Annotated in this window: 25 protein-coding genes; 20 read left to right on the top strand and 5 right to left on the bottom strand. The window is 60.4% G+C overall.

The window, feature by feature from the left end; all coding sequences use genetic code 11:
- Positions 1–37: 37 nt before the first annotated feature.
- From DEJ54_RS20405 to DEJ54_RS20375, 7 genes are all read left to right on the top strand, one after another.
- On the top strand, positions 38–877 hold the full coding sequence (locus tag DEJ54_RS20405; protein ID WP_113156606.1) for an IclR family transcriptional regulator: 840 nt from the start codon (positions 38–40) through the stop codon (positions 875–877).
- Between the two features lie 113 nt (positions 878–990).
- The gene (locus tag DEJ54_RS20400) at positions 991–1,995 is read left to right on the top strand and encodes an ABC transporter substrate-binding protein (protein ID WP_224873233.1); all 1,005 of its coding nucleotides are present in this window, start codon (positions 991–993) and stop codon (positions 1,993–1,995) included.
- Positions 1,992–2,786, top strand: a complete 795-nt coding sequence (locus DEJ54_RS20395) for an ABC transporter ATP-binding protein (RefSeq protein WP_113156605.1) — start codon at positions 1,992–1,994, stop codon at positions 2,784–2,786. Before DEJ54_RS20400 ends, DEJ54_RS20395 begins: the two co-directional genes overlap by 4 nt.
- The gene (locus tag DEJ54_RS20390; RefSeq protein WP_113156604.1) at positions 2,786–3,571 is read left to right on the top strand and encodes an ABC transporter permease; all 786 of its coding nucleotides are present in this window, start codon (positions 2,786–2,788) and stop codon (positions 3,569–3,571) included. Before DEJ54_RS20395 ends, DEJ54_RS20390 begins: the two co-directional genes overlap by 1 nt.
- Positions 3,572–4,230: 659 nt before the next feature.
- The gene (locus tag DEJ54_RS20385; RefSeq protein WP_162742413.1) at positions 4,231–4,947 is read left to right on the top strand and encodes a GntR family transcriptional regulator; all 717 of its coding nucleotides are present in this window, start codon (positions 4,231–4,233) and stop codon (positions 4,945–4,947) included.
- Positions 4,944–6,854, top strand: coding sequence for a TRAP transporter fused permease subunit (locus DEJ54_RS20380; protein ID WP_113156602.1), 1,911 nt, complete (start codon positions 4,944–4,946; stop codon positions 6,852–6,854). The genes DEJ54_RS20385 and DEJ54_RS20380 overlap by 4 nt, the downstream gene beginning before the upstream one ends.
- Positions 6,855–6,871: 17 nt before the next feature.
- Positions 6,872–7,852 carry a TAXI family TRAP transporter solute-binding subunit gene (locus DEJ54_RS20375; protein WP_113156601.1) on the top strand — a complete coding sequence of 327 codons (981 nt, stop codon included), beginning with the start codon at positions 6,872–6,874 and terminating at the stop codon, positions 7,850–7,852.
- Positions 7,853–7,945: 93 nt separating this feature from the next.
- On the opposite strand, the gene DEJ54_RS20370 is transcribed toward DEJ54_RS20375, so the two are convergent.
- Both DEJ54_RS20370 and DEJ54_RS20365 read right to left on the bottom strand, forming a co-directional pair.
- The gene (locus DEJ54_RS20370) at positions 7,946–8,335 is read right to left on the bottom strand and encodes a carboxymuconolactone decarboxylase family protein (RefSeq protein WP_113156600.1); all 390 of its coding nucleotides are present in this window, start codon (positions 8,333–8,335) and stop codon (positions 7,946–7,948) included.
- Positions 8,332–8,964, bottom strand: coding sequence for a GntR family transcriptional regulator (locus tag DEJ54_RS20365; RefSeq protein WP_236042305.1), 633 nt, complete (start codon positions 8,962–8,964; stop codon positions 8,332–8,334). Before DEJ54_RS20365 ends, DEJ54_RS20370 begins: the two co-directional genes overlap by 4 nt.
- A 160-nt stretch (positions 8,965–9,124) precedes the next feature.
- Here DEJ54_RS20365 and DEJ54_RS20360 point away from each other — a divergent pair, with 160 nt between their 5' ends.
- From DEJ54_RS20360 to DEJ54_RS20350, 3 genes are all read left to right on the top strand, one after another.
- A complete protein-coding gene (locus tag DEJ54_RS20360) occupies positions 9,125–9,727 on the top strand; it encodes an amino acid synthesis family protein (RefSeq protein ID WP_113156598.1) in 603 nt (200 codons plus the stop codon).
- Positions 9,699–10,511 carry an alpha/beta fold hydrolase gene (locus DEJ54_RS20355; protein ID WP_113156597.1) on the top strand — a complete coding sequence of 271 codons (813 nt, stop codon included), beginning with the start codon at positions 9,699–9,701 and terminating at the stop codon, positions 10,509–10,511. The genes DEJ54_RS20360 and DEJ54_RS20355 overlap by 29 nt, the downstream gene beginning before the upstream one ends.
- A 108-nt stretch (positions 10,512–10,619) precedes the next feature.
- A complete protein-coding gene (locus DEJ54_RS20350; protein ID WP_113156596.1) occupies positions 10,620–12,068 on the top strand; it encodes an NAD-dependent succinate-semialdehyde dehydrogenase in 1,449 nt (482 codons plus the stop codon).
- 85 nt (positions 12,069–12,153) lie between these two features.
- Here DEJ54_RS20350 and ltnD read toward each other — a convergent pair whose 3' ends face one another.
- From ltnD to DEJ54_RS20335, 3 genes are all read right to left on the bottom strand, one after another.
- On the bottom strand, positions 12,154–13,089 hold the full coding sequence (ltnD, locus tag DEJ54_RS20345; protein ID WP_245447849.1) for an L-threonate dehydrogenase: 936 nt from the start codon (positions 13,087–13,089) through the stop codon (positions 12,154–12,156).
- On the bottom strand, positions 13,086–14,078 hold the full coding sequence (gene denD / locus DEJ54_RS20340) for a D-erythronate dehydrogenase (RefSeq protein ID WP_113156595.1): 993 nt from the start codon (positions 14,076–14,078) through the stop codon (positions 13,086–13,088). Before denD ends, ltnD begins: the two co-directional genes overlap by 4 nt.
- Positions 14,079–14,139: 61 nt before the next feature.
- The gene (locus DEJ54_RS20335) at positions 14,140–15,372 is read right to left on the bottom strand and encodes an NAD(P)/FAD-dependent oxidoreductase (RefSeq protein WP_113156594.1); all 1,233 of its coding nucleotides are present in this window, start codon (positions 15,370–15,372) and stop codon (positions 14,140–14,142) included.
- 344 nt (positions 15,373–15,716) lie between these two features.
- Here DEJ54_RS20335 and DEJ54_RS20330 point away from each other — a divergent pair, with 344 nt between their 5' ends.
- From DEJ54_RS20330 to DEJ54_RS20285, 10 genes are all read left to right on the top strand, one after another.
- Positions 15,717–16,529: a creatininase family protein gene (locus tag DEJ54_RS20330; protein ID WP_113156593.1), complete on the top strand. Its 813-nt coding sequence runs from the start codon at positions 15,717–15,719 to the stop codon at positions 16,527–16,529.
- Entirely contained in the window at positions 16,526–17,329 is an 804-nt protein-coding gene (locus tag DEJ54_RS20325; protein ID WP_113156592.1) for an ABC transporter ATP-binding protein, read from the top strand. Before DEJ54_RS20330 ends, DEJ54_RS20325 begins: the two co-directional genes overlap by 4 nt.
- A gap of 10 nt (positions 17,330–17,339) precedes the next feature.
- Positions 17,340–18,173 (top strand): ABC transporter permease, encoded by an 834-nt coding sequence (locus tag DEJ54_RS20320; protein WP_113156591.1) that lies wholly within the window; start codon positions 17,340–17,342, stop codon positions 18,171–18,173.
- Positions 18,174–18,223: 50 nt separating this feature from the next.
- Positions 18,224–19,429: an amidohydrolase family protein gene (locus tag DEJ54_RS20315; protein ID WP_245447848.1), complete on the top strand. Its 1,206-nt coding sequence runs from the start codon at positions 18,224–18,226 to the stop codon at positions 19,427–19,429.
- Positions 19,426–20,808 carry an FAD-binding oxidoreductase gene (locus tag DEJ54_RS20310; protein WP_113156590.1) on the top strand — a complete coding sequence of 461 codons (1,383 nt, stop codon included), beginning with the start codon at positions 19,426–19,428 and terminating at the stop codon, positions 20,806–20,808. The genes DEJ54_RS20315 and DEJ54_RS20310 overlap by 4 nt, the downstream gene beginning before the upstream one ends.
- Positions 20,809–20,861: 53 nt before the next feature.
- Positions 20,862–21,848: an ABC transporter substrate-binding protein gene (locus DEJ54_RS20305; RefSeq protein WP_222474321.1), complete on the top strand. Its 987-nt coding sequence runs from the start codon at positions 20,862–20,864 to the stop codon at positions 21,846–21,848.
- 61 nt (positions 21,849–21,909) lie between these two features.
- Complete coding sequence (locus DEJ54_RS20300) at positions 21,910–22,569, top strand: TetR family transcriptional regulator C-terminal domain-containing protein (protein WP_113156588.1); 660 nt, start codon at positions 21,910–21,912, stop codon at positions 22,567–22,569.
- Positions 22,570–22,663: 94 nt separating this feature from the next.
- The gene (locus DEJ54_RS20295; protein WP_113156587.1) at positions 22,664–22,984 is read left to right on the top strand and encodes a 2Fe-2S iron-sulfur cluster-binding protein; all 321 of its coding nucleotides are present in this window, start codon (positions 22,664–22,666) and stop codon (positions 22,982–22,984) included.
- 284 nt (positions 22,985–23,268) lie between these two features.
- The gene (locus tag DEJ54_RS20290; protein ID WP_113156586.1) at positions 23,269–24,612 is read left to right on the top strand and encodes an amidohydrolase family protein; all 1,344 of its coding nucleotides are present in this window, start codon (positions 23,269–23,271) and stop codon (positions 24,610–24,612) included.
- 137 nt (positions 24,613–24,749) lie between these two features.
- Entirely contained in the window at positions 24,750–25,694 is a 945-nt protein-coding gene (locus DEJ54_RS20285) for a transporter (RefSeq protein ID WP_113156585.1), read from the top strand.

Here is a 25,694-nt window from a genome sequence, read left to right as displayed (position 1 = left end):
CTAGATCAAGGGCGTTTTACCTGCTAGACAGTGTTTTATGGACAAAACATCTTCGCCTTCCTCTCCCGCTCCACCCTCCGATGACAAATACATCGTCCCCGGGCTGATCCGCGGCCTGCAGGTGCTGCAGTCCTTCACACCGGACAACCGGGAGATGACGCTTTCGGACATCGCGCGCAGATTGGGGACGACCCGCTCGGCAGCCTTCCGGACGGTCTACACGCTGGCACAACAGGGATATCTTCTGCACAACCAGCAAACCTCGCGATACGCGCTGGGACCTGCCGTTCTGCGGCTCGGCTATGGTTACCTGGCGACGCGCGAACTGGTGGAAGTCGCACTGCCCGAACTCGAAAAACTTCGAGATGAGACCGACTGGTCGGCTCATCTGGGTGTGCGCGATGGTCGCTTCGTGCTCTACATGCTGCGCGTTCCGAGCCATATGGGCCTTGCCAGTATCGTTCACGTCGGCAGCCGCCTGCCTGCCGCCGGCACCACAATGGGCCGCGTCCTGCTGGCCGATCTCAGCGAGGATGAATTGTTCCGCCTCTTCCGTGACGAGACCTATCAGAACGCGCCAGGGCAAACACCGCGCAGCCTGGGCGAGGTGAGCGCACAATGGAAACGCGACCGGAATGCGCGCTCCATTGTTCAGATCGGCAATTTCGAAACCGGGATCGCAAGCATCGCAGCGCCGGTGCGCGACATCGAAGGCAATGTCGTTGCCGCCATCAACGCCACCCAGGCGGCCTCCGCCGACCGCATTGACAGCATCGACGCCAGTGTTCGGCGCGAAGTGGTGCGCACGGCCGACGCCATCACCCGCCTTTTAGGCGGTCTTCCGAAAACTCCGACTGCCGAACTCACTGACGTCTGAAGACAGGAGGGATCTGATTATCCGGCTAGACAAACCGCTCTTGCCATAGCCGGCAATTTGCGCTTAGATTTGATTGAACACTGAGTTCATATTTGAACAGGGAGGTAAGCCGCGTGAAACTGACGAGACGAAACCTGATGCTGGGAGCGATGAGCAGCGCAGCCATGCTATCATTCCCGATCAAGGGGCAGGCAGAAGAAACGTTTAGTTTCATCACACCCTTCACGCTGTCACTGGCCTTCGCGCCGGTCATCTATGCGGATGCCGCCGGCTATTACGCCGACGAAGGGCTGGCGATGAACCTGCAGGCTGGCAAGGGCGCGGCCCTTGCGGCGCAGATGACCATTGCCAAGCAAATGGATTCCGGCCGCACCGGCGGCACCAACTACATCGTCTCACGCATCAACAACGACGCGCCGCTGATCTCGATCGCCACCATCGCCCAGCGCTCCCCGTTCTTCCTGCTTTCCTCGAAGGAAAATCCAGTGAAGACCATGGCCGACCTGGAAGGTCGCACGGTGGGCATGGCGACGCTGGGAGGCTCCATGGAGGGCACGCTCGACCTGATGATGTCCAGGGCCGGTGCTTCGCCGGACAAGGTCGACAAGGTCAAGGTCGCCGATTCCGCTGCATCCTTCGCGCTGATCGAGGCCGGCCGCGCCGGCGCTTTCATCGGCAACACCTCTTCCATGATCATTGCCAGCGCAGCGCGCGACGATGTCTCGGTCATGCCGATCGATGACGGTATGCCGGGTCAGGTCTATGTCGCCCGCCCTGACATGATTGCCGCAAACCCTGAAAAGTTCGTCTCCTTCCTGCGCGCTACGCACCGCGCGGCCAAGGAAATCGTCACCACGGAAGACCTTCTGCCAATTCTCAAGATCATTGGCGAGAAACACGACGTCTCTGGCCTCAAAAATCTGGAAACGGCGCAGAAAGACCTCCGCACCAACGCGGAAAACTGGGCTTCAAAGGGCGAAGACAATATCCTCCGCAACATCCCCGAGCTCTGGGAGAGCGCCGTTGATCTGCTTGCTGGCGCCAAGCTCATCGACAAAGCTGTTCCCGCGACCGAACTCTACACGAACGACCTACTCGATCAGGCCCTGAAAGCATGAAAATGGACAACCCGGCCGACATCCGCATTGTGGGTGTCGGCAAGACCTTTGGTCAGGGCGAGAACGCCGTCCGCGCCATTGGCGATGCAACGCTCGACATGCAGCGCGGCGACTTCATTTCGCTGCTCGGACCGTCAGGCTGCGGCAAGACCACCCTTTTGCGCATCATCGCCGGTCTTGAAAAGCCGAGCGAGGGTGAGATCATCGTGCGGGATCGCTCCGTCTGGGAAGGCGGCAAACGATCCGTTGAAGCCACGCGCCCCGTCTCCATGATGTTCCAGGAGGCGCGTCTGTTCCCCTGGTTCACCGTTGCAGAAAATGTCGCCCTGCCCCTGCGCCTTCGCGGGGTAAGGAAGGCGGAACGGGAGGAGCGGGCCCATGCGCTCTGCGAGACCGTGGGCCTCAAGGGTTTCGAGAAAGCGCGGCCTTCTGCACTTTCCGGCGGCATGCGCCAGCGCGCCTCGCTGGCGCGCGCCCTGATCACCGAACCTCAGGTTCTGCTGCTCGACGAGCCCTTCGGCGCACTCGACGCGATGACACGTGACACGCTGAACATGGAGCTGATGTCGGTCTGCGCGAAGGCGCATGTCACGACCATCCTCGTTACGCACTCGATCACCGAGGCCGCCTTCCTGTCGGACCGCGTTGTGGTGCTCGCCGCCCGACCGGCCCGCATTACCGAGGTCATCGAGATGCCTTTCGAGCGCCCCCGCACGCTTGATCTGCAACGCAAACCCGAATTCCAGGACATGCTCGTGCATCTTCGCGCCAGCCTGACAGGAGGCCACTGATGGGCACAGATCGTTTCATCCGCATAGCGCTTCCGACAGCAACCGTTGCAGCCTTCCTGATCGCGTGGACAGTGTATGTGCACACTGCCGATGTCTCTGCCTTCATCCTGCCGACGCCGTATCAGATCGTCGTCGCCTTTATCGAACTGGTGAGCGACGCCGAGGTCTGGCGTCATGCGCTTGTCACCGTGATCGAGGCTGTCTCCGGCTTTCTGATCGCCGTCCTTCTCGGCATCACGCTTGGCATGGCAATGGCTCGGGTGCAGATGCTTGAATGGGCGTTCAAGCCCTTCATTGTGTGCCTGCAGCTCATTCCAAAAATCGCGCTCGCACCGCTCTTCATCCTGTGGTTTGGCTTTGGGCTGGAATCGAAGATCGTCATTGCCGCAGCTTTGTCATTCTTCCCGGTCTTCTCGAACTCGCTGATCGCGTTCCGTTCCGTTGAGCCGGGCGACCGCGACGTGTTCGTCATGCTGCAGGCAAACCCGCTACAGCGCTTCACAATGCTCGACCTGCCCACCGCGTTGCCCGTGGTTCTGGCCGGCATGGAAGTGGCCGTGGTGATGTCGATGATCGGCGCCATCGTCGGCGAGTTCATCGGTGGCAATGAAGGCCTCGGCTATCTCGCCGTCGCCATGTTGCAGGAGTTGCAGGTCCCGGGCCTTTTCGCCGTGATCGTGCTTCTGACGCTGATTGGACTGACGCTCTACACGCTGATCGCTCAACTGCGCGGCTGGCTGACCCCCTGGCACGCCTCTGTCGCCAGGAAGGCGCAGGAATCCTAGCAACCAACCTTGCAAAAGCCCGCAATCGTGACTGCTTGAAACCGTCACGATTGCGGGCCTGCAAACTTATGCGGCTGACAGGCCGCCCGACCATCTTCCTATATTCAGATCATGGTACGCCTTGCGGCTCCCCTCGATTGGAAAATCGGGCAGCGCAGAGGCTATTGCGAGCGCCACTCAGCTCTCCACCCCCGTTCTTCCGGGATCCCGCGCGAAACCGCGCCGTGGGCTATGTCGGCAACTGCCTCCATCGACCGGCGTCAAACGCTTTTGACCATCAAGGTTCAAAGCCAGCGACACTCGGAGCTCTTCTCCGCCACGCCTGAGCGCCCCGTCTTTGGATCACCCTAGACCAGATTTCGGCCTGCTCCTTTGATGCGGCCTTGCGTTCGATCAGCTCGGTTGAGCGGACAAACGACTGATTTTCTCCCTTAACGAGCAGCAAACCTCGCATTGCTTCAACGATGCGGACGACATTCGGGCCATCGGCGAGCCGCTTTAGCCACTCCTGCGCCCGGATTCCGCCCCGAAACAGAAAACGGGTTGAGTATTCTGTAATACGGTATTATTGTATACCGATGTTCAGGCGGCGAGGCATTCGCTGGCCCGCCCGCTTTGGGCAGGAACAGACGACGGGTCTCAGGCATGGGAGGTGGCTGATGAGCGTTCACACTATGGAGATGCTGCGCATCGACCGGACCACGCCGACATTGCGGTCGCGGGTTCAGGACACCATTCAGGGTGCAATCCTTGATGGGAAGCTCGCTCCCGGCCAGAAGATCGTCGAACGCGAACTCTGCGAAGCAACCGGCGTGAGCCGGACCATTGTTCGCGAGGCCCTCGCCCGGCTTGAAGAGAAAGGGCTGGTCGGTCGCGACGCCAACAACAATCTAATTGTCGTTCTGATGAGCGCACGCGAGATCCGGGACATCTACGAAGTACGCGCCAGCCTGGAAGCTCTGGCGGCGCGGCTTTTCACCCAGCGCGCCTCCAGTGACACGATCAACGACATCGCCGGGGCCGCCGAGAGGCTGAAGAATGCCTTCAGAGCCGGCGAACTCGCAGCGATCAGGGAAGCGACCACGACATTCTATGACATCATGATCGAAGGGTCCGGAAACGGGGAAATCCAGCGTTCCCTGAACGCGATCATCGAACGCGTCTACTTTCTGCGGACGCAGTCCATGTCCGACCCGGAACGTCATGACGCAAGCCATTCGGAGATGCAGGCAATCGCTTCTGCCCTGATTGCCCGCGACACCGCCGCCGCCGAAAAAGCAAGTTTCGTCCACGTCGCTGCAGCGTGTGACGCGGCCCTGCGCCACCTGAAAAAGGCGCCACAGGGCTCCACCCCACAAGGAGATCAGTTGAAATGACAGAACCCACGCGAGAGCGTCGCTCCGGCGTCGACTGGGTGCTGACAGCGGTCGGGATGCTCATATTCGCATATATGGCATACGCGACGCTTTTCGGACCGTACAAGACAACCATCGTTCACCTCGCGCTGTTTGCCTGCGCCATGCTCTGCATCGCCTTCCTTGACCGGACGCGGTCCGATCAGCAGGTCATGCGAAGCGTTCAATGGGGCCTGGACGCCACATTTGCCGCGGCCACCATCGTGACCATGGGCTATGTGATCGTCAATTTCGAACGCCTGATCAATCTCTGGGGCTCCAGCTACCTCACAGGCACGGATGTCGCCATCGGCGTCGCGATCATCGTCATTTCGCTGGAGGCCGCGCGCCGGCACTCCACCATACTGTTCGCACTTGGCGTGTTCGGTGTCGTCTACATGCTCTACGGGTCCTACTTTCCCGGCGTCATGCAGCATGCGGGCATGGACCTCAAGCGGATCATCTACCTGACCGCCTATACCACCGAAGGCTTTTTCGGCACCGGCCTGAGCGTCGCGGCATCCTATCTGTTCATGTTCATGATGCTGGGTTCGGCCCTGCAGGCAACGCGCACGGGCGACTTCATCATGAAGGTCGCAAACGCCACCACCGGCCGGCAGGTCGGCGGCGCGGCCAAGAGCGCGATGGTCGCCAGCGCCGGTCTCGGCACCATGGTGGGAAGCTCTGTCGGCAACGTCGTCACCACGGGAACGTTCACGATCCCGCTGATGATCCGCACCGGCTTCCGGCCGCATGTGGCAGCCGCCGTGGAAACCAACACCTCGGAAGGCGCACAGCTCGTTCCGCCAATTCTGGGCGCGGCCGCTTTCATCATGGCGCAGCTCACCGGCATCCCCTACGCAACGATTGCAGTTGCCGCCATTCTGCCCGCCGTTCTCTACTATCTCTCGCTCTACTGCGTGGTGCATTTCGAGGCGCGCAAGGCCGGCCTTGCAGGCATTCCGGAAGACGAGATCCCCAGCCTGCGACAGAGCTTTGCCGATGGCTGGCATCTTCTGGTCGCGCCCGCCGTGCTCTTCTATCTGCTGATCGTCGAGTCCTACACACCGTCTTACGCCAGCCTCATCGCCATCGGCATCGCAATGGTGTGCGGTCTCGCCCGAAGCGTTTCGCGCATGCCTTTCCAGGCCATTCTCGACCAGTTCGACAGTGGCGCGCGCCAGGCGGCCGCGATCACGGCCCTGATCGTCTCAATCGGCCTTCTTCAGGCGGCAATCGTGACAACGGGCCTTGGACCGCGCATTGCCGACATCATCCTCTCGGTCAGCGACGGCTCGCTGCTGATGACCGCCATCCTCGCTGTGGTTGCGGCAACGCTGCTCGGCATGGGAATGCCCACGCCCATCGCCTACCTGCTTCTGGCGATGTTCACGGCTCCGGCTCTGACCGCCGCCGGCGCACCGCTGCTCGGCGCGCATCTGTTCCTCTTCTACTTCGCGATCAAATCCGGCTCCACACCTCCGGTGGCCCTCGTGGCCGTGGTGGCTGCCGGCATTGCACGCGCGAACTGGTGGAGCACGGCAGTCACCGCATTCGTTCACTCGCTGCCGGGCTTCATTGTCGCGTTCATGTTCCTGTTCTCACCGGCCCTGCTGCTTCAGGGTGATGCCATGACGGTCGCGCTTTCGGCCTGCTCGGCTGCGATCGGCGTCTTTGCCATGGCAGCCGCGGTGCAGGGCTGGTGCGCCGGACGGATCAACTGGATCGAACGCGCATTGCTTGCGGCAGCGGCCATCTCGCTCATCAACCCCGGCTACCTCACCGACATCGCAGGCGTCGCCGTCGTCGCCCTGATCTATCTGCGCCGCGCCAGGCTCGATGGAATCCAGAGCGCCCCGGCAACCGGCGCAAAACACCAGAACACGTAATCAAAAGGGAGAAGTAAATGTTCAAGATACCGTCCAAAATCCGGCATGCAGCACTCTTTGCCGCCGCCTCGATCATGGTTTCGTCCGCCGCCTCGGCTCAGGAGCAACTTTCCATCGGAACCAGCAGCTCCGGCTCCGGCCCCTACATCAACGGCGCAACCATCTCGGAAGTGTTCAACAACGCGCAGGACAAGTACAAACTGTCCGTCCAGACCACCGGCGGCTACCGCGACAATCTCGGTCTGGTGCTGAACAGCGAACTCGACATCGCTCTCAACACGCTGATCGATCTGGAATTCGCCTACAACAAGCGCAATGACTTCGCCAACATCCCCATCGCGGACGAGTTCAAGAACCTGCGTCAGCTGTTCATCTTCAGCGTCGTGCCGGAAAATGTCTTTGTGCGCGAAGATTCAGGGATCACATCGCTTGAGGACATCAAGGGACATGCGATCAACCTCAACACGCCGTCGAGCTTCACCTACGGGCTGAATCTGGAGCTGCTCAAGGCAGCCGGCCTTTCCACGGACGACATCAAGGCAGGAACGGTTTCCACCGGGCAGGTTTTCGATGAAATCCGCAATGGCGTCTTCGACGGCGGCATGCATGTCTTCCAGGTGGGGCTGGCAAACGCACAGCAGCTCTCGTCCACCGTGCCGATGCGCTATCTGAACCTCGACCCCGAGGTGATCGAACGCCTCAACGAAGTCTACTACGACCTCCTCGTACCGTTCGAAGTGCCCGCAGGCACCTATCGCGGGCAGGATGAGCCTGTGTCCACCTTCGGTCTGGCGCAGGTGATTTACACCGACGCGGAAGCAGACGAGGACATGATCTACGAATTCACGAAGGCGTTCTGGGAAAACCTGCAGGCGCTCGGCGAGAGCAACACGAGCTTCAAGGGACTGACCGTCGAGCTTGGAGCGCAGAAGCGGACCGTTCCGATGCACCCCGGCGCGGAGCGTTACTTCAAGGAAATCGGCGCGATTGCCAATTGATGCTTCCGGGCCGGTCCAAGACCGGCCCGTTTTCTTTCCAGCCGTGAAAGCACACTTAAAAAGGCAGAGCAGTCGCCGCCGGTGATCGGCCTGCTACTCCGCGTCCACCTCTTCCAGAACCTTGCGCGCGGCGCGAAAGCACTCCAGCGCCTGCGGCACGCCGCAATAGATGCCGATCACATGAATGATGGCGCGCAGTTCGTCCTGGGTCACGCCATTGCGAATGGCCCCACGACAGTGCAATTCCCACTCGTGCATCTTGCCGAGCGCGCCAATCATCGAGAGGTTCATCATCGACCGCGTTTTCGCGTCGATGACCTCATCGCCCCAGCCGAAGCCCCAGCACCAGGCCGTCATCGCTTCCTGAAAAGGGCGTGTGAATTCATCAGCCTTTGCCAGATTGCTTTCGACATACTCGGCCCCAAGCGTGGACTTTCGTTTCTCCAGCCCCTTGAGGAAGAGGTCTTCGTCGAATGCGCTCATGATTTTTCCTTGTCTCCGGCCAGGAGTTTCTGTGCGATGGACGTGGCGTCCGTCAGGTGGGCTTCAACGGCAGCCAGGGCCGCGTCCGGGTCGCGCGCAGCAATCGCTTCGCAGATGTTGCGCATATGGGTCGGGCCAGACACTTTTCTGTTTTCGCTGGTCAGCGTCATCACGCGCAGGCGGGAAATACGGCCGTTCAGGCGCTGCACGACTTCCCAGGCGATGTTGTGCCCTGCCCCCTCGAAGATGAGAGCATAAAACCGCGTCGTGGCCTTGAAGAGCGCACCGGGTGTTTCCTTTGCAGCAGCGGCTTCCAGATCGACAAGCGCTTCGCGCAGACGCCGCTCAAGATCCGGTGTCATGTTCCTTGCGCAGGCCTCGGCAGCCGCCGTTTCAAGCTTCAGCCTGATATCGTAGATCTGCCGTGCATCGTCCCAGTCCATCCTGGCGACGATCGGCCCGCGATTGGGCAGATGCTCCACCAGACCTTCCGCATCGAGATAGCGCAGCGTTTCTCGAACCACCGTACGGCTGACGCCCAGTTGCTCGCAGAGCACGCGCTCAACCAGTCGGTCGCCCGGCTTGAACACGCCGTCGATTATCGCATCGCGCAGGCGTTCAAGAACCATGTCTCGCAGGGTGGTGGGCTGCTGCTCAATTTTATTCAGGCCAAGATTTGTCATGCCGACGAGATAGCAGCGTCGATTCCCGCAAGCAAGGTTGTTTGAATTATTGTATTACGGTATACCATAATCAACACTAACCGTTCGAATCAACCGGGAGCTGCGAATGCCTGCTGAGATCCGCAAAACACTACTACACGTCGAGGAAACGCTCATCGAAGGCGGGAAAGCTGCACCAACGCCCCTGAAAATGATCGCGGCAGTGGCCGTCATCCGGAACCCATGGGCAGGACGGGGTTTTGTCGAGGATCTGAGGCCCGAGATCATGGATTGCGCCCCCGGACTGGGCGAACTCCTCACCGAAATGATTCTGGAAGCAGCAGGCGGCGGCGACAAGGTCGAGGGTTACGGAAAATCGGCAATCGTCGGCCTGTCCGGCGAAGTCGAACACGCTTCGGCTCTGATCCACACGCTCCGTTTCGGCAACCATTACCGTGAGGCGGTGGGCGCCAAGTCATACCTGGCTTTCTGCAACACGCGCGGTCCGGCGAACGCTCCGCTCATGATCCCGCTCATGGACAAGAATGACGGCGGAAAGCGCAGTCATTATCTCACCATCCAGCTTTCAATAGCAGACGCACCGGCAGCGGATGAAATCGTGATCGCGCTTGGCGCTTCGATTGGCGGACGGCCGCACCACCGCATCGGCGACCGGTATCAGGACCTCAAGGAGCTCGGGCATGACGTTGAAAACCCTGCAGCTGTCTGAGGGTTACGGCCAACTGGGGTATCGCGAGGCTGGAGAGGGCGACATTGTCGTCCTCATCCATGGCGTCGGCATGCAGTCTGCGGCCTGGGGGCCGCAGATCGATGCACTTTCAAAGACGCATCATGTCTTTGCTCTGGACATGCCCGGGCACGGCCTCACCAGCCACCTGCCCGAAGGCGCGCAGGTGTGCGACTATGTGCGTTGGCTGCAAACGGCGCTGCAGGCACTCAACCTGCAGAAGATCAGTCTGGCGGGTCACTCCATGGGCGCCCTGATCGCTGTTGGCTTCACGGTCACCTATCCCGAATTGGTTGAGCGCGTTGCACTGTTGAACGGCGTGTTCCGCCGGGATCCTGACGCGCGTGCCGCCGTCGAAGACCGTGCCGCGCAAATCCGGGCTGGCGCATTTGATGTCGCCACCCCACTGGGCCGCTGGTTCGGTGACAGCCCTGCCGAGCAGGACGCGCGCGATCAGGTGGCCGAGTGGCTCGGCAGTGTGGATCATGCGGGCTATGCAACGGCCTACACGGCCTTCTCCCGTGGCGATACATACTATGCCGATCACGTCTCAGGCATTGAATGTCCGTTGCTGGCGCTCACCGGTGAAGGTGATCCAAACTCCACACCGGCGATGTCGCGCGCCATGGCGCAGGCAGCACAAAACGGTCACGCGGTTATCGTTGCCGGGCATCGCCACATGGTGAACCTGACAGCGGTGGATACCGTGAACCACGAGCTGGAAACCTGGCTCAGCATCCCTTGCGCATTGAGCCGCACAGCCTGATCCGCACACTCACCGCCAAGCGTTGATCAAGGCGGACAAGAGAAAGGCCGTGTTCTTCGAAACAGAGCACGGCCGCAACGTCCCTTTCCCCAGATTGCGAGAGAAACGATGATCCCCCTTGATCGACCCGACCTTCTCATTTCGGATGCGTTCATCGCCGGAGACTGGCGCCGCACCGACCGGGCTTTTCCGGTGACGAACCCTTCCACGGGAGCAAAGCTGTCCGATGTCGCGGATTGCACACGCGACGATGTTCGCCGCGCCATATCGGCGGCCGCGCCAGCGCAGAAAGTCTGGGCGCGTTGCACCGCAAAAGAGCGCGCCGGCATCCTGCGCCGCTGGTTTGACCTGATCGTCGATCATGCCGACGACCTGGCGGCCATCCTGACGGCTGAAATGGGAAAGCCGCTGGCTGAAGCGCGCGGCGAAATTCTCTATGGCGCAAGCTTTGTCGAGTGGTTCTCAGAAGAAGCCAAACGCATCTACGGGGAAACCATACCGGGGCATCATGAAGACAAGAGGCTGATGGTGATCAGGCAGCCTGTTGGCGTGGTTGGCGCAATCACCCCCTGGAATTTTCCCAATGCGATGATCACGCGCAAAGTCGCGCCAGCGCTTGCCGCCGGCTGCGCCATTCTGGTCAAACCAGCAACCGAAACACCGCTTTCCGCCCTCGCGCTCGCAAAGCTGGCCGAACAAGCAGGCCTGCCTCGGGGACTTCTTTCCGTTCTCCCGTCGACAGACAGTGTCGGCGTGGGACTGGAGTTCACGGAAAACCCGACCATTCGCAAGATCAGCTTCACCGGCTCGACCAATGTGGGGCGAATTCTTATGCGCAACGGGGCAGACCAGATAAAGAAGCTGTCTCTTGAGCTCGGCGGCAATGCGCCATTCATCGTGTTTGACGATGCCGACCTCGACGCCGCCGTGGAAGGCTGCGTCACCTCGAAATTCCGCAATGCAGGACAGACCTGCGTTTGCACAAACCGCATCTATGTTCAGGATGCCGTCTATGACGCGTTTGTCGAGAGATTGAGCAAAGCCGTATCCAGCCTGCAGGTTGGCGATGGTTTTCTTGAAGGCTGCGCGGTCGGCCCGCTGGTGAGCCATTCTGCGATGGACAAGGTTCGCGCCCATATCGACGACGCGCTGGAAAAAGGGGGCACGGTGGTTCTGGGCGGCGCGCCGCATGACCTCGGCGGCACGTTCTTCCAGCCGACAGTCCTGCGGGACGCCACACCTCAGATGGCCGTTGCAAACGAGGAGACGTTTGGGCCTCTGGCGCCGGTCTTCCGCTTCTCCACTCTGGAAGAGGTGGTGGAGGCTGCCAATGATACGGAATTCGGTCTCGCATCCTATGTCTACAGCCGCGACCTCAGCCGCGTCTGGAGAATGATGGAGGAACTCGAATACGGCATGGTCGGCGTGAACACCGGCCTGATTTCAACAGAAGTCGCGCCGTTCGGGGGCATCAAGCAATCGGGTCTCGGCCGGGAAGGCTCCCGCCACGGGATCGAGGACTATCTGGAAATGAAATATTGCTGCCTGGCGCTGTGAGCGTGTCGCTCCAAGACAGTTTCGCCGCAGGCTCCCCTGCGGCGAAACCGCTTTGATCAGCTGAACCTGTAGCCGGGCAACAACTCTATTTGTCCTCGTAGCGCTTCGGCGGCAGGTCGATGCCGCTTTGGGCAGCATAGAGCTTCATGAGCGCGATATCCCCCTCGCGCCCCATGCCTTCGGCAGAAGCCGCGCGGTAGCGTTCGAGTGCAGCCTGCGAAACCGGCAGGTCGAGTTTCGCGCCGGATGCCGCATCGGTGACAATGCCCAGATCCTTGACGAAAATGTCGATCGCCGAATGCGGTCGGTAATCGCCATCTGTGATGTACGGCCCCCGGTTCTCGAACATCCACGACGAACCGGCGCAGGCGGGAATGACCTGCATGATCTGATCCGCATCCAGCCCCTGCGCGATGCCGAAGGAGAATGCTTCCGCTGCGGCAGCGATATGAATGCCGGCCAGAAGCTGGTTGACGCTTTTCATCGCCGACCCCGGCCCGGCCCGGTCGCCCAGCCGGAAGACTGTTTCAGCCATGGCGTCCAGCGCTGGTTGTGCTTTCTCAAAGGCTTCCGTCGAGCCTGAGGCCATGACCGCAAGCTTGCCCTGCGCCGCGCGCGCGGAGCCGCCCGAGATCGGGGCGTCGAGATAAAGAATGCCCTTTTCCGCAAGCTCCTGCTCGAAAGCAATGGCCTGCTGCGGATCGATGGTGGCGCAACTGATCACCACCGCACCTGGCTTCAGCATTGCGGCAAGACCGTTCGCGCCGAACAGGGCCTCACGCGTCTGTGCGGCGTTGACCACGACGAGAATGGCGCCATCGGCTTCGCCGGCAGCCACCGCCAGCGGGCGGTCTCGCCCGGCCTCAGCCCGGAAGCGCGCCTGCGTCTCACCATTCAAATCGAAACCATCCACGCCCAGACCGGCGCGCAGCAGCGAACTGCCCATGCCATAGCCCATCGCGCCGAGACCGATCAGAAGAAAATTCCCGACAGCGTTGTCCTGCACTGCTGTGTTCATCATGCCTGCTCCGCATCTGTTGCGTAATCTTCGAGATAGGCGCGCACGATCGCTTCAAACGACTCGTCGGCCTCAAAACCGAGTTTGAGCGCCCGGTCGGCTTCAAACGCCTGGGGCCATGTGGAGAGGATCGCCTCAATGGCCGGGTCTTTTTCGTGACGGATGAGGGCAACGGCGGTATCGCCGGCTATGGCGCGCAGCGCCTCGATCTCATCGGCCACGGTTGCCGAAACGCCGGGCATGGTCATGTTGCGCCGCCCGGCGAGCAACTCACCGCTGACTGCTGCCGCATGGGTCATGAAGCCGATTGCCGCGCGGGGGCTGGCGAACCAGTGCCGCATGGATGTATCGACCGGAAGGATGGCCGGTAGTCCGGCCAGCGGTTCACGCAGAATGCCGGAATAGAAGCTGGAAGCTGCAGCATTCGGCTTTCCCGGTCGAATGCAGATGGTCGGCAGGCGGATGCCGATGCCGTCGAAGAAGCCGCGCCGGCTGTAGTCTGCAAGGAGAAGTTCGCCGATGGCCTTCTGGGTGCCATAGCTGGAGTGCGGCGTGATGATGTGGTCATCGCCAATCACATCGGGCAGTGGCGATCCGAAAACCGCCAGCGACGAGGTGAAGACCACGCGCGGGCAGTATCCGTCTGCCTCATTGGCCTTGCGTATCGCCTCGAACAGATTGCGGGTGCCATCCAGATTGATGCGGTAGCCCTTTTCGAAATCCCGCTCCGCCTCGCCCGATACAATGGCCGCCAGATGGAAGATCACGTCGGGACGGGAAGCAACGATTTGCTCCGCCGTTTCCACGGCCGAGATATCGCCCGCCTCAACCGTGACACTTATCTCTTCCACGTGAGGCGCTTGGGCTGGAACGATATCGAACAGCGTCAGCCGTCCGATTTTGCGGCCTCCGATTTCGCCATCCTTTACGAGGCGCTTTGCCAGCCCGTCGCCGAGCATGCCGGCCGCGCCGATGATAAGGCAGTGAAGCATTTCACAGAACTCCGGATGATTTTGTGCGACTGTCGCCTCAGCCGCGCAATGTGTGAAGGGCTTAGTTCGCCTTGAAGGCGCTGATCAGTTGCTTGAGGCGCTGGGCGCCCTCCGCGATATCCGCAGCCGACGGGTTGATGCCGGCTCCAAGAAGTCGGCGCGCGATCATGTGGTCGGCTGGCCTGTTGATGGAATCGACGGCGACCAGTTTCTCACCCCTGAAATGATAGACGGAGAAGGCATTGTCTTCGGAAGCGCCGGAAACGATGAGACTGTCTGCGCCTGCCGCCAATCCGGCAGTCTGGATCTTCATGTCGCCCTGATCGGACCAGAACCAGGCAACCTCGGCATAGGGCCTGCCACCGCCGGTGAGAACCCGAGCGATGTGCCGCGCATGGTCGGTGGCGTTCTGCACCGATTCCAGCCGCACCCGCTCACCAAGCTGATGGTGATCAAAACTCACGCAATCGCCAATGGCGTAGATGTGCGGTGCTGAACTGCGCAGGTTTGGATCGACAACGACGCCATTCGCAACCTCAAGCCCCGCCTCGGCGGCAAGTTCCACATTGGGCACGGCCCCGATGCCCATCACGACCATATCAGCGTCGAAGCGGCGGCCATCTGCGGTGGAAACCGCAACGACCTTTCCACCCTCGCCATGGATAGCGGCAAGCTGCGCGGAGGTGATCAGATCGATACCGGCGGAGCGGCTGCGCTCTTCCACGTGAGCGGAAACGACCGGCGCGACAGAGCGGGCAAGCACGCGCGGTGCAGCCTCGATGAGGGTGACCGACTTGCCAAGGCCGATGCAGCTATGCGCCATTTCCATGCCGATGAAGCCGCCACCGACGATCACGACATTTTCAACCATCGGCATTGCCGCGCGGATGCGGCGGGCGTCTTCCATGGTGCGCAGAGTGACGATGCCGTCAAATTCCATTCCGGGAAGCTGTGGCATGCGAGCGCGTGCGCCCGTCGCCAGAACGAGATCGGTAAACCCGAGCTCTCGTCCATCTGCAACGATCAGGCGCTTGCCATCCACGTCGATCCGCTCGGCATGCACGCCGAGCTCCAGTTCGACGGCATTGTCGCGATAGACGGCTTCGGTGCGCAGCACCAACCCTTCTCCATCGGGCGTTTTCAGGTAGGATTTCGACAGCGGCGGACGGTGGTAAGGCAGATCCTTTTCATCGCTGACCAGCACGATCTCGCCGGAATATCCCTCCTGGCGCAGACTGACAGCAGCCTGCGAGCCACCGTGCCCGCCGCCCACGATGATGCATCTCTCAACCATAAACACCTCCGCTGAAAGCCCCGGCACAAAGACCTGCGCCAGAGCAATCTCAAGCGGCCCGCTTACCGCGCTATTTGCACGTTTCGCTCTCCCTCGAGGGGCCGCAGGACATTTCGTTGCATATTTCCAACGTCATTTAAACAATTAGTTTGACCGATCGGTCAGATCAGTTAGTAATATTGCTCAGAACATCGTTCCAACCCCCATGGGACGCAGGGAGGAAGCCTTCAGTTTCAGAGATGGGGAAGTCGCTTCGGCGGTGTGTGGAGGCACACCGCCATGTGGGGCGGCTTGGTGTCTTGCTGTGGCGAGACTGCACGGAACATGAGGGAGGAATACTGATTTTGAAGAGATATTGGTCGGACTATACGAGCGAAGAGTTTTCCCGGCTTGATCGAGGCAACATGGTGGCGGTTCTGCCTGTCGGCGCGACAGAGCAGCATGGACCCCATCTGCCCCTGTCGGTGGATGCCGCGATCGTCAGCGGAATGGTTTCGGCCATCATTGAGCGACTGCCGGAAACAAGCCGGACCCTGTTTCTGCCAACCCAGCCGATCGGCAAAAGCAATGAGCATGCGCGTTATCCCGGCACGCTGACCTATTCGGCACAGACACTCATTTCAATGTGGTGCGAGATTGGAGCCTGCGTCGCCGCCAGCGGTGTGCGCAAGATGGTTCTGCTCAACAGCCATGGCGGACAGATCAGCATCATGGACATTGTTGCGCGCGAACTGCGCCAGCGCCACGGCATGATGGTGTTTTCCGTCAACTGGTTCGGACATGGCCTGCCGGACGGCCTTTATGACGCGCATGAAACGCTGCACGGCATTCACGCCGGCGACATGGAGACATCGGTGATGCTCGCCATGCATCCCGATCTGGTGGTGATGAGCAAGGCGCAGAACTTCGCCGCCCTTACCGAAACCTTCGCCAGCGAATATCGCCACATCTCGCTGGCGGGCGCGAAGCCCGGCTGGCAGATGCATGACATCAATCCCTTCGGAGCTGCCGGCAACGCCACGGCGGCGACCGCAGAGAAAGGTCACCAGACAATCGATTATGCAGCCGACCGTCTCGTCGAAGTGCTCGCCGAGGTGGAGCGCGCGCCTTTGACCTGGCTCGACAACAATCCTGCCTGGGGTGAGGAAGCACAATGAGAGCAGCAGCTACGACCGGCTCGCAGCCACTGATCGAAATCAAGAACGTCTACAAGCAGTATGGAACGGGCATTGTGGCTGTCAGCGACATGTCACTCTCCATTGAGGACGGTCAGTTCGTCAGCTTCCTTGGCCCCTCCGGCTGCGGCAAGAGCACTGCACTGCGCATGATCGCCGGCCTGTCCGAAGTGTCCGCCGGGTCGATCACGGTGAACGGCCATGCGCCGGGAAGCAGTTCCGGCCCGCAGGACGTCGCATTCGTGTTTCAGGAGCCGACGCTCATGCCCTGGGCATCGGTGTTCGACAATGTGTACCTGCCGCTGCGTCTTGGCGGCATGTCGCGTGCGCAGGCAGCGCCGCGCGTCGAGGAGGTGCTGGCGCAGGTGGGGCTGAGCAAGTTTGCGAAAGCCTATCCGCGCGAACTTTCGGGCGGCATGAAGATGCGTGTCTCGATTGCGCGCGCAATCGTGACCAAGCCCCGCCTTCTGCTGATGGACGAGCCGTTCGCCGCGCTCGATGAAATGACCCGCTTCAAGCTGAACAACGACGTTCTGCGTCTGTGGCAGGAGCACGGGCTGACGGTCATCTTCGTGACCCACAGCGTTTATGAGTCGGTCTATCTGTCCAACCGCGTCGTGGTGATGGCCGCAAGGCCCGGGCGCGTGGTCGACGATATCGCCATTCCGGGAAGCTACCCCCGTGCGGACAATTTCCGCGCCACCCGCGAATACACCGAAAGCTGTGAAATCGTCTCCGACGCGCTCAACCAGACGCTCGGCAATGACGACATCAACCATTGAGGGCCGCGCCATGACAACCGAGACGCCAGTACTCAATTCAGAACAGAACCGCCGCGCCCGCATCGAGCGCCGCAAGGCGGTCATCATGCCGACAATGGCCATCATCATCGCGCTTCTCGTGTGGGAAGGGCTGGTGCGCTACCATGAGGTCCCTCACTACATCATCCCCGCACCGTCGCTGATCGCGCAAACGCTGGTGAAGGACTGGTCTTCGCTGATGAGCTCGATGATGTTCACGGTGAAGCTGACCATGCTTTCACTGCTCTGCGCCATTGCGGGCGGCGTTCTGATGGGCATGATCTTCGCTCTATCGCGCACCGTGGAAATGAGCTTCTTTCCCTTTGCGGTGATCCTTCAGGTCACGCCGGTCGTGGCGATTGCGCCGCTGATCCTCATCTATGTGCATGACACCTTCACAGCGCTGCTCATCTGCGCCTGGATCGTGGCCTTCTTCCCGATCCTGTCGAACACCGTGATCGGCCTGCGCAGCGCCGATCACAACCTGCGCGACCTGTTCAAGCTCTATCGCGCCACGCCCCTGCAGCGCCTGCGCTTCCTGCTCGCGCCCAGCGCCCTGCCCTATTTCATGGCGGCGCTGAAGATCGCCGGCGGTCTGGCTCTGATCGGGGCCGTGGTGGCGGAGTTCGTCGCGGGCACCGCCGGTCAGAACACGGGTCTCGCCTCGCGCATTCTGGAATCCAGCTTCCGCAACGAGATACCGCGCATGTTTGCCGCGCTGTTCCTCGTCTCGGTTCTCGGCATTGTCATCTTCCTTGCAACGAGCTGGCTGTCGCGCCTCGTGCTTGGTCGGTGGCATGAAAGCGAAATCCGCCGGGAGACCTGAGCGTGTACAAAGGCCACGACATTCCACACGTTTCTGCGCCGGATGGGACATTGCGCCTGTCAGGCGTGGGCGTGGCCGGACTTCCCGGACGCCACGATGTCGTGGTGAAGGATGGGGTTATCGCCGATATCGTTACGGTGCCCCCCGGCGAGGCCGAAAAAGCACACGGCGGCTTCATCACGCCGCTTCTGGCCGATGTGCATGTTCACCTCGACAAGACCCACACCATCGCAAGGATCAGGGCCGGCAATCCGGCCCCGATCCAGTCCCTGTTCGACGCCATCGCGCTGATGGAAGAAGACAGGCCGAACTGGACGGCTGGCGATATCCGCGCACGGGCCGTGCGCGCGCTCGAAGCGGCCTTCGCCCACGGGGTTGGCACCCTGCGCAGCCATGTGGACTGGGTAACGCCGGAAGTGCCGGATGCATGGCCCATCATTTGCGAATTGCGCGAAGAGTGGAAAGGCCGGATCGACCTGCAACCGGCAGCCCTCGTTCTGGGAGATATCGTACCGGAGGCCGGAAGCGCCATTGCCGCCCGCGTCGCGGATGACGGTGGCGTGTTCGGCGCATTCTTCTACCGCAACGCAGATCTGGCGGCGAAGGTTGAAACCATGTTCAGCCTTGCCGCGCGCCATGACCTCGACCTCGATTTCCACATCGATGAAGGGCTGGAGCCGGAAGCCGACGGGCTGTCGCTCGTGATCGACGCCACAGCGCGTTTCGGCATGGCCGGTCGCGTTCTGTGCGGCCATGCCTGTTCCCTGTCGCTGCGACCGGCAGACGAACTGGAGCGGATTTTGGCGGCTGGCGCGCGCGCAGGCGTGGCGCTCGTTACCCTGCCCTCAACGAACCTCTACCTGCAGGATCGCGGAAACGGCCGCACGCCAAATCTTCGCGGCCTCGCGCCGCTGAAGGAAGCACGCGCGGCGGGCATGGAAGTGATGATCGCTTCCGACAATGTCGGCGACGCCTTCTACCCCTACGGCGATTACGACCCGCTGTCCGTTCTGCGGCTGGCGGTGCCGGCCGCGCATCTGGAACCGGACGCCTGGCTGGACAGCATTACCTCACTGCCCTCCCGCAAATGCGGAAGCAGCATTTCAGGGCTCATCGAAAAGGGCATGCCGGCCGACTTCATCTGGCATGCCGCAACAGACATGGGCGACCTCATCAGCCGGCCCCGCAGCGAACGCATTGTCTATCGGAGCGGTACGCCGCTGCCGACGGCAACCAACGACTGGAGAAACACATGAACCTCGCGACCAAGCCCGCGCGCGCCTATGACTGGGCCGCTTTCCGCAGCGAGATCGATGGCATTCGCGTCTATGACGATCCGAAACAGGTCGAGCTGCGCTCCCGCGATTACTTCTGGTACAGCCCCATCCTCAGCGAGGATATCGGCCATTTCGTCGGCGATCTCGTCGTCATCCCCGCCGATGAGGAACAGGTGCGCCGCGTGGCGGCAGCGGCGGCCCGGCTGCGCATCCCGATCACCATCCGTGGCGGCGGAACCGGCAATTACGGCCAGTGCGTTCCGCTGGAAGGCGGCATCATTCTCGACATGACCAAAATCGACAGGGTGCTGTCGATAGAGCCGGGCCGTGTGCGGGTTCAGGCTGGTGCGCGCATCGCCCGGCTGGACGACGCGGTGCGCGAAACCGGCCAGGAACTTCTGATGTACCCGTCGACACGGCGCATCGCCACCATTGGCGGCTTCTTCACCGGCGGCTCGGGCGGCATCGGTTCGCTGCGTCACGGCATGCTGCGCGACGATGGCAACATCTATTCGGTGAAGGTCATGACGCTGGAGCCAGAACCGAAAATCATCGAGCTGCACGGCCACGACATCCAGAAGGTGCAGCATGCCTATGGCACCAACGGCATTGTCATGGAATTGGAGATCGGCCTGACCGAGAAGACGGACTGGGTTCACACCGCAGCCCTCTTCGACAGCTATGATGCAACGCTTCGCTTCTGCCTCAAGGCGCTGGAAGAGAAACTCGACTGCTATCTGCTGACCACCGTGGATCGCCGCTTCTCGCGCTTCTACACCAAGTTCGGAGACCTGTTCCCGGCAGACCGCGACGCGGTGTTCGCGATGATCGCGCCCGAAGAGCAGGAGCGCTTTGCCGAACTGGCGGCATCGTTCGGCGGGCGCGTTTCCTTCAGCATGACGCAGGACGAGCTTCACGCGAACGGGCTGCAACCTGCATATGAATGCGGCTGGAACCACACCACCCTGCAGGCGCTGAAAGCCGAGGAAGGCTGGACCTACCTGCAGGTCGCCTACCCGCGCCCCTTCGATCCCGAGACCGTCATGCGCCAGATGGAGCGCTATGGCGACGACCAGTACATGCATCATGAAATGGCGCGGCTGGAAGGCGAAGTGCAGATCTTCGGCCTGCCGCTGGTCCGCTACAAGGACCGCGATGACACCTACCAGGTTATCCGCGAACTCGAAGAGCTGGACGGTTGCGACATCTACGATCCGCACGCTTTCACCATTGAGGATGGTGGAATGAAGCAGATCGACACCATGCAGATCGAATTCAAGAAACTGGCCGATCCCTTTGGCCTGCTCAACCCTGGCAAGACCCGTGGCTGGACGGCCGACATGGCCGCCAAAGACTGAACCGAAGAACGAATGGGAGTGAAGTTCTTATGAAAAGCATGCACAAAGTCGCAATGACCGCAGCAGCTCTTGTGGTCTCCACGCAATTCGCCATGGCGCTGGACAAGGTTACGTTCGGCACCAACTGGCTGGCTCAGGCCGGCCATGGCGGTTTCTATCAGGCCGTGGCCGACGGCACTTACGAGAAATACGGTCTCGACGTCACCATCGAGATGGGTGGCCCGCAGGTCAACAACCGGCCGATGCTCGCTGCCGGCCGGCTGGACTTCCTGCTCACCGGCAACCTTCTTTTGTCCTTCCACAACAACGCCAATGACATTCCCACCACCGTCATCGCTTCCTTCTATCAGAAGGATCCGCAGGCGCTGATGGCGCATGAAGGCGCTTACAAGGACTTTGAAGACCTCACCAATGCGCCTTCCGTGCTGATCGCCAAGGACACTCAGTATGGTCTGTGGCGCTGGCTGGTCAGCGATTTCGGCTTCAAGGACGAACAGATCCGCCCCTATGGCTACAGCCTCGCCCAGTTCCTGAGCGACCCAAAAATGGTTCAGCAGGCCTATGCTACCGCCGAACCGCTTTATGCCAAGAAGGAAGGGGCTGACGTCGCCACCTATCTGCTGGCCGACTATGGTTACAGCACTTACGCCAACACGATCGAAACCCGTACGGATCTGGTCGAGAACAATCCTGATCTTGTTCAGCGCTTCGTGGATGCGAGCATCATCGGCTGGAACAACTTCCTCTATGGTGATCGCAGCAAGGCCTATGAGCTGATCATGCAGGACAATCCCGACATGAGCGCCGAGACGCTGGATGGCGAGATCGAGATGCTCAAAAAGCTGGAGATGATCGACAGTGGCGATACGCTGGAAAAGGGCATCGGCGCGATGTCGCTTGACCGTGTGAAGCAGTTCTACGAACTTGCAGTCAAATCGGGTATCGTCGAGGATGGCAAGATCGACATTTCGGAAGTTGCAACCGACGCATTCGTCAACAAGGGCGTCGGGCTCGATGTGAAGAAGCAGCTCAACCCATAAACGCAAAACGGAAAGTGGAGTGATGGGCAGCCGTTCTGCCCATCACCTTTGTGCAAAGGCAATGACGCAGCAAAACGCTGAAAATCAGGAAACTCAGACGTCGCGCGCCAGGGACAAGGTTCTCGAGCGGCGGCGCATGATCCTTGCAACCATTCGCGATGCAGCAATCGATGAGTTTGCCAGCAAGGGTCTCATCGGCGCCTCCACGCAGGCCATTGCCCAGCGTGCCGGGCTGACGAAACCCCAACTGCATTACTACATCTCCAGCAAGGAAGAGCTGTATGAGGACATACTGGTCTATATCCTCGACGAATGGCAGGAGCTGTTTCTCAGCGCCTCCACCGGTGACACGCCTGCAGACGTGATCCGCGCCTATGTGCACAAGAAGCTCGAATATGGACGCAGGAACCCCAACGCGTCGCGTCTCTTCACCACCGAGATAGCCAATGGCGCGCCCGTGCTGGGCCGTCACTGGGCCCCCTATCAGGCCTCAACCCGCGAAGCGGTCGGGCTGATCCAGTCCTGGGTCGATCAGGGGCTGGTCAGAGCGGTCGACCCTCTGCTGTTCCAGATGCATATCTGGGCGGTTACCCAGCATTATGCGGATTTTGATGTTCAGGTCCGCAACATGATGAATCTGGATGAGGGCGAGGAGCCGGACTACGGGCAGATCGAAAAAGAGGTCACCTCCCTTTTCCTGCGCGCGCTGGGCATCGAATAGCCTTCCCCTTCCCACCCTGCAGACAAAACAAACCGGGCCGCAGCAGTCAAAACGGCCGCGCCCTTAATCACACAAGACCCGAAAGATCACTCCCATGGCACGCATCATCTATGTGACCCACGACAACCAGCGTTTCGAGCATGATGCTGAAAACGGGTCCTCAGTCATGGAAGCCGCCGTGCGTGCCGGCGTTCCCGGCATCGAGGCTGAATGCGGCGGGGCCTGCGCCTGCGCAACCTGCCACGTCTACGTAGAGCCGGAATTCATGAACACGGTTGGCGAAGCTGACGGCATGGAAACCGATATGCTCGATTTTGCCTGGGAGCCATCGGCCAACTCGCGCCTCTCCTGCCAGTTGACGGTAACCGACGCGCTTGATGGCCTGGTGGTGCGCGTTCCCGCACGTCAGGGCTAGAGCGGGCCACGAGGCAGCTTTGCGGAAATGCCTGCGGCTGCGTTCCAGCGCGCAGGCTGACGCCGCGCAGACAAGCTATGCAAATCGCCGCCATTTATTATGATAACCACCATCAAGAATAAATTAGATAAAACCTGCCCAGAAATCCCCATTCTCTAAGAGATTCTGATTTTTCTCCTTTTGAATATTTGCATATTCATTGTATTGCTGCGCTTATCCCGATCATTTAAGTGTCTGGAAATTGTGTTGAAATTGGCTGCATAGAATGGGCGGGCGAAAGAAAAATGATCGGCAAACTTGGCAATTTATTCGCGAGCGCCATGTTGGCGCTGTTTGTAGCCAGCCCCCTTCAGGCACAAAATATCTCTTCGAACGCAGTCGTTTTTGAAAATGTTCGCATTTTCGACGGGGCTGCCTTGACCGAGCCAATGAACGTGCTGGTCGAAGGAAATCAGATCGCAGAGATATCAGCTGACCCGATCAGTACGGACGCGGCCACCACACGGATCGCGGGCGATGGTCGGACGCTGATGCCAGGGCTGATAGACGCCCACTGGCATACGTTCATGGTCCGCCCCTCGATGATGGTTGCGTCCACTGCACCATTTCCCTTTATCACCCTGCTGGCGGGCGCTGAGGCTGAGGCAACGCTCATGCGCGGCTTCACAAGTGTTCGTGATTTGGGTGGGCCCGCATTCGGCCTGAAGATGGCTATTGACAGAGGCGTGACCCGCGGGCCGCGGATCTGGCCGTCCGGGGCCATGATCTCGCAGACTGGCGGGCATGGTGATTTCCGGATGCTTTCCGAAATTCCGGCCACACCGGACACCTTGAGCTATCCTGAACGTATGGGCATGTCCGCCATCGTCGACTCGCCGGATGAGGTTCGCAAGCGCAGTCGGGAGCAATTGCTGCAGGGCGCCAGCCAGCTCAAATTAACCGTTAGCGGTGGGGTCTCGTCCCCCTATGGGCCAATCGACACAATCCAGTTGAGTGTTGACGAAATCCGGACAGCGGTCGAAGCCGCTGCAAACTGGGGCACTTATGTAACAGTGCACGCCTACACGCCAGAAGCCATACGCAACGCCATCGAGGCTGGCGCAAAAGTCATCGACCACGGCCAGCTGGCTGATGAGGCCACCGTCAAGATGATGGCTGAAAACGGTACGTGGTGGAGCCTTCAACCCTTCGTTGGCGATGAGAATGCAAACCAGCATGCGGATGCCGAACGTCAGGCCGCCTCAGCCGAGATTCACGCCGGCACCGACAGGGCATATGAGCTGGCGCGCAAATATGGCGTTAAGGTCGCCTTCGGCACGGATATCCTGTTTGATGCCGCACGCGCCGCAAGACAGGGCGCGCAGCTTGAGACAATGACGCGGTGGTACACTCCGGCAGAGGTGCTGAAGATGGCGACGGCAGACAATGCCGAGCTGTTGGCCCTGTCTGACAGGCGTAATCCCTATCCGGGAAAGCTGGGCGTCGTTGAAGTCGGGGCGCTTGCCGACCTGCTTCTGGTCGATGGTGATCCAATCACTCAGATCGACCTGTTTGCAGATCCCGCCAAGAATCTGCTGGTCATCATGAAGGACGGTCGTATCGAAAAGAACATCGTCGCGGAGAACTGACAAAGCCGGTCGGGCAGCCCTGGTGTCGCTCGCGGGATTCTCTTCAGGCCGGTGTTCAGGGCCGTTTTTTTGATCGTTGGATCAGCCATCGAGCCGCAATGGTCAAGGCAGATGCGCTGGGAGTTTAGGCTGATAATATGAAGTTCCGTTTCGGTTGTGCGATTTCCCTTGCTCTTGGCTGTCTCTATCCGGTGGGTGACCTCCATGCCGCTGAAGGCGGCGCTGGTGTTTATCTGTTGGGGTTGCGCAGCAGCGGCGCTGGTTTCACTCCGCCTCCGGGGCTTTTCTTTTCGGATCAGCTCTTCATGTATAACGGGTCGCTTGAAGGGCGTGTTGAGCTGGCCGGCGGCGTGCTCGCCGGTGGCGTCGACGCTGACCTCATCATTAACATTCCAACGGCGCTTTGGGTGACCGAGGCCGAGATATTCGGAGGGCGGCTTGGCTTCTCGGTAACAACGCCGTTTGGCCGCACCAGTGTCAGCGGGTTCGTGAACCCGTTTGGGAGGACGAGCGACAGTGTGTTGACGTTCGGAGACCCTGCCCTGACCACCTTCCTTGGCTGGAACGTTGGCAACTTCCACATACAGTCTGGCGTCACCGGGTATTTCCCGATTGGTGACTACAGGGAAGCTGCACTGGCGAATGTTGCTCGCCACAGGCTGGCGGCAGACGTCTATACGGCCATCACCTGGCTCGATCCCGAATGGGGCATTGATATCTCGAACACGATCGGGATCACCTTCAATGCGAAAAACCAGGCGACCAATTACAAGACCGGAATTGAATTCCACTGGGAAGGCGCGATTACCAAGCAGCTGACCGAGCGTTTCTCGGCAGGGCTCGTCGGGTATTACTACAAGCAGCTCACCGCCGATAAGGCGCCCCCGCCAATCGCCGCGGTTCTTGGCGATTTCAAGGGCGAGATAGCAGGTGTGGGTGTCCAGGTTGGTTATAACTTCCAGATTGGCGAAGCACCCGTCTCGACCCGCCTGAGATATTACCATCAGTTCAGCGCAAAAAATCACCTTGAGGGTGATTCAGTCTTCCTCTCTCTGAGCTTCCCGCTGGCGGTTAATCGGTAG

The organism is Nitratireductor sp. OM-1 (assembly GCF_003296175.1).
GTDB lineage: Bacteria > Pseudomonadota > Alphaproteobacteria > Rhizobiales > Rhizobiaceae > Nitratireductor > Nitratireductor aquimarinus.
The sequence above is the reverse complement of the archived record's forward strand: the minus strand, read 5'-3'. Positions and strand labels throughout refer to the sequence as shown.